Source organism: Actinomycetota bacterium (genome assembly GCA_036280995.1).
In the GTDB taxonomy this organism is placed as follows: domain Bacteria; phylum Actinomycetota; class CALGFH01; order CALGFH01; family CALGFH01; genus CALGFH01.
The window spans coordinates 1-3194 of record DASUPQ010000465.1 but is presented as its reverse complement, the minus strand read 5'-3'; the positions used below and the strand labels follow the sequence as shown (position 1 = coordinate 3194).

Here is a 3194-nt window from a genome sequence, read left to right as displayed (position 1 = left end):
TCCTCGGTGAACGCCTCCAGCGGGTCGGCCGCCGGCGGCCGGGGCACGACGATCAAGACGCGAGCTGCTCGCGGACCCAGGCGGCCCAGCGCCGCTCGGCCGTCCGGTAGGAGATGCGGAGGACCTTCCGGAACCCGCGGTCGAGCTCGCGGGAGCTCGGCGAGTCCGACCCCCGGAACTCGCGGTACAGGGCCTGGAGCTTGCGGCTCCCGTGGGTCACGGCCACCCACTGGCAGAACGCCGACCCCTCGTCGTAGGCGACCGGGGCGTTCCGGCGCCGGAACTCGTCGTCCATCGGCAGGCGGCCGTCGACGCTCCGGCGGGCCAGCGCCTGGTGGGTGACCTCGAACGGCAGCCGGACCGGCTTCAGCGCGGCGTAGTCGGCGAACCCCTCGACCAGCAGCAGCGGCACGCCGTCGCCCAGGGTCCGGGTGGCGACGTGGGTCATCTCGTGGGTGACGAGGACCTGGAGGCTGAGGCGATCGTAGCGGACCACGTTGGAGGAGTTGACCACGATCCGGTTGCCGAGCACCCGTTCGACGTCGCCCGACTCGACCGACGAGGAGGCCACCGCGGCCACCCGCGACAGGTCGCGGGCGCCGACCAGTTTCTCGGCCGCGGCCTGGTTGCGGGGGACCAGGATCACCGCCTTGCGCTCCCAGCGGCCGGTCCAGGCGGCGCCGACCTGGGCGTAGGCGCGGTCGGCGGCCAGCAGCAGCCTGCCGGCCAGTTCCCCCTGGCCGTCGTGGTAGACGATCAGGGTGCGGGCGCTGCGTACCGTCTTCCCCGGGCCGAAGTCCCAGATCTCGACGTCGTCGCGCCGGCGCATGCCGGCGTCGCCGGGGCCGGCGATGCGCCAGCCGGAGCGGGTCTTCACGAAGGTGAAGGAGTCGCGGGCCAGCACGGGGCTGTCGTCTTGGCCCTCGAACCGGTACCTGGTCTCGACCTGGGCCCGGTAGACCTCGTTGCGGGGGGCCTCCAGCCTGGTGATCTCGTAGGCGAAGGCCGAGAACGGCACCGTCCGCATGGCCTCGAACAGGGTCTCCTGCCGCTTGTAGAACCTCGTCTGGCGCTTGTCGACGGTGGCCAGGAAGGTCGCCCGGTCGTCGCCGCGCACGGCCTTGGCCCGCTTGGCCAGCAGCGCCCGCAGCTCGACGCGCGGGTCGGTGCTGGGGGCGCCCGGGGCGGAGGGGAGCCCGGCCGCCGGCCGTCGCCCGGCGGCGCGCGGCGCCTGGTCGCCCGGCCGCACGACCAGGAACGCGGCGACCAGGGCGACCACCAGGAGCCCGGCGACCGCGGCCACGATCCACCCGGCCCGGCGTCTCGGCGGCGGTGGTGGTGGGCCCGGCAGTCCCCAGCCGGTCGGGACCGGGGACGCGGGGGGTGGTCCCCAGCCGGCCGGGCCGGGCGGCGCCCAGCCCAGCTGGGCTGGCGGGGCCGACCCGGGCGGCTGGCCCGGCCAGGACGCCGCCGGCGGCGGTGGCGGCCAGGCGGGCCGGGGCGGCACGGGCCGTTCGGGCTCGGGCGGCCGCCCGCCAGGGTCGTTGGGATCCATGTATGCCCATGGTAACGGGCGGGACCGCGGATCGGGACGGCCGCCGGCCGCGGGATCGGTGAGAGGCGGCTACGGCCCCCACCCGGGGGAAGCGGGGGCCGTAGCCTTCGGCCGGAGCAACCGAGGGGCGGCCGGCCCCCACGGCGTCGCTCCGGTCGATCCCGCGTGACCGTTCAACTGGTTGCGGTCGCAACGGGGGACACGGCCGCCGCACCGTAGCGAAGTGGAATCGGGCGTGCAAGTTCTCCAGTCGGCCCAAATCGGCCAGCTCGTTGCCGCCGGCGGCGTTTGTCACACCCCCCGGATAGGGTGCTCCTCGACCTGCCGGACCCCGACGGCAACCAGAGAGGGAACGCTGACATGGGACGCGAGGAGCCACTGCGGATCAGCTGTGACGACTGCCCCGGCGGCAACGAGTGCCGGGACTGCCTGGTCGAGTTCTTCCTGGGCGAGCGCAACGCCCGGGTCGTCCGCCTCGGCGCCGACCCCGCCCGCCCCGTGGCCGACCTCGACCCCGACCTCCAGGCCGCCTTCGACACCCTCACCACCCACGGCCTCCAGCCCCAGGTCGTCGCCCACCGCCGCCGCAACGGCGCCGCCCGCGCCTCCTAGGGTCGCGGTCAGCGGGCCGTGGCCAGCCCGAGAAGGGCGGGTGAGCGGGTGATGGTGGCGCCGAGGGCGGTGACGCGGGTGCGGAGCTCGTTGTCGGAGGTGACGACGACGACGGGGCGTTCGGGTGGGGCGGCGTTGGTCCTGGCCACGATCTCGTCGTCGGCGGTGCGGCCGGCGTCGGTGAACACCACCTCGACCGGCCCCAGGGGCAGCCGGGTCGAGATCGGGCCGACGGTGCCGCCGTCGAACACCACCGTGACCTCGGCCCCGAAGCGCCGCGCCAGCCGCCGGCACAGGTCGAGCAGCAGGGTCCGCTGGTCCTCCAGCCCCCGGTCCGGGAACCCCTGCGGGTGCTTGGTCACGTTGTAGCCGTCGACCAGCACCAGCACCCCGTCCACGCCCATCCACGCGGCCAGCGTCTCCGGGTCGTCGGCGCCCCGGCCACCGGGAACGGCCAGCGGGCTGCGCCGCCGCGGCCGCCGCCCCGCCCCGGGACCCGCTGCCGCCGTCCCCCCTGGCCCCCCGGATCCCCGGCCCCCGCCGACGCCGTCCAGCCCGGCGGCCCGCCGCAGGGCGTCGAGGTCACGCTCCAGCGCCCCCACCGCCTCGGCCACCACCGGGTCGACCTGCCCGGCGGAGCGGCGCAGGGCCCGGTAGTTCCGCTGCGCCTCCGACAGCCGGGCCTGCAGCTCGGCCACGCGGCCGCCGAGCCGGCGCTGCTCGGCGGCGGCCTCGTCCCTGGCCGCGCGGAGCGCCGCCGCCGACTGGGCGAGCTCGCGCTCCAGCCCCTCGACCCGTTCGGCCAGCGTGCGCCGCTCCCGCTCGACCCGCCGCAGCTCCTCACGGGCCGCCCGCAGCTCCTCCCGGGCCGCCCTGGCCCCGGCGGCCTCGGCCTCGGCCCGCTCCCTGGCCGCGTCCAGGTCGCTCTCCACCCCGGCCAGGGTCGACCGCACGGCGGCCGCCTCGGCCCTGGCCTGGCTGGTCGCGGCCGCCGCCACCGCCGCCGCCACCGCCGCCTCCCCCTCCG

Annotated in this window: 3 protein-coding genes; 1 reads left to right on the top strand and 2 read right to left on the bottom strand. The window is 76.8% G+C overall.

What is annotated here, in order from left to right; translation table 11 throughout:
- Positions 1-52: 52 nt before the first annotated feature.
- The gene (locus tag VF468_15495) at positions 53-1555 is read right to left on the bottom strand and encodes a hypothetical protein (protein ID HEX5879698.1); all 1503 of its coding nucleotides are present in this window, start codon (positions 1553-1555) and stop codon (positions 53-55) included.
- Between the two features lie 360 nt (positions 1556-1915).
- On the opposite strand from VF468_15495, the gene VF468_15490 reads away from it, so the two are divergent.
- The gene (locus VF468_15490) at positions 1916-2167 is read left to right on the top strand and encodes a hypothetical protein (protein ID HEX5879697.1); all 252 of its coding nucleotides are present in this window, start codon (positions 1916-1918) and stop codon (positions 2165-2167) included.
- 8 nt (positions 2168-2175) lie between these two features.
- Here VF468_15490 and VF468_15485 read toward each other — a convergent pair.
- Positions 2176-3194 (bottom strand): NYN domain-containing protein (locus tag VF468_15485; protein ID HEX5879696.1); only part of this gene is annotated, 1019 nt, incomplete at its 5' end.

Excerpts from the sequence above, each read along its gene's own strand:
- VF468_15495 (HEX5879698.1), bottom strand. The coding sequence starts at position 1,555 with ATGGATCCCAACGACCCTGGCGGGCGGCCGCCCGAGCCCGAACGGCCC.
- VF468_15490 (HEX5879697.1), top strand. The coding sequence starts at position 1,916 with ATGGGACGCGAGGAGCCACTGCGGATCAGCTGTGACGACTGCCCCGGC.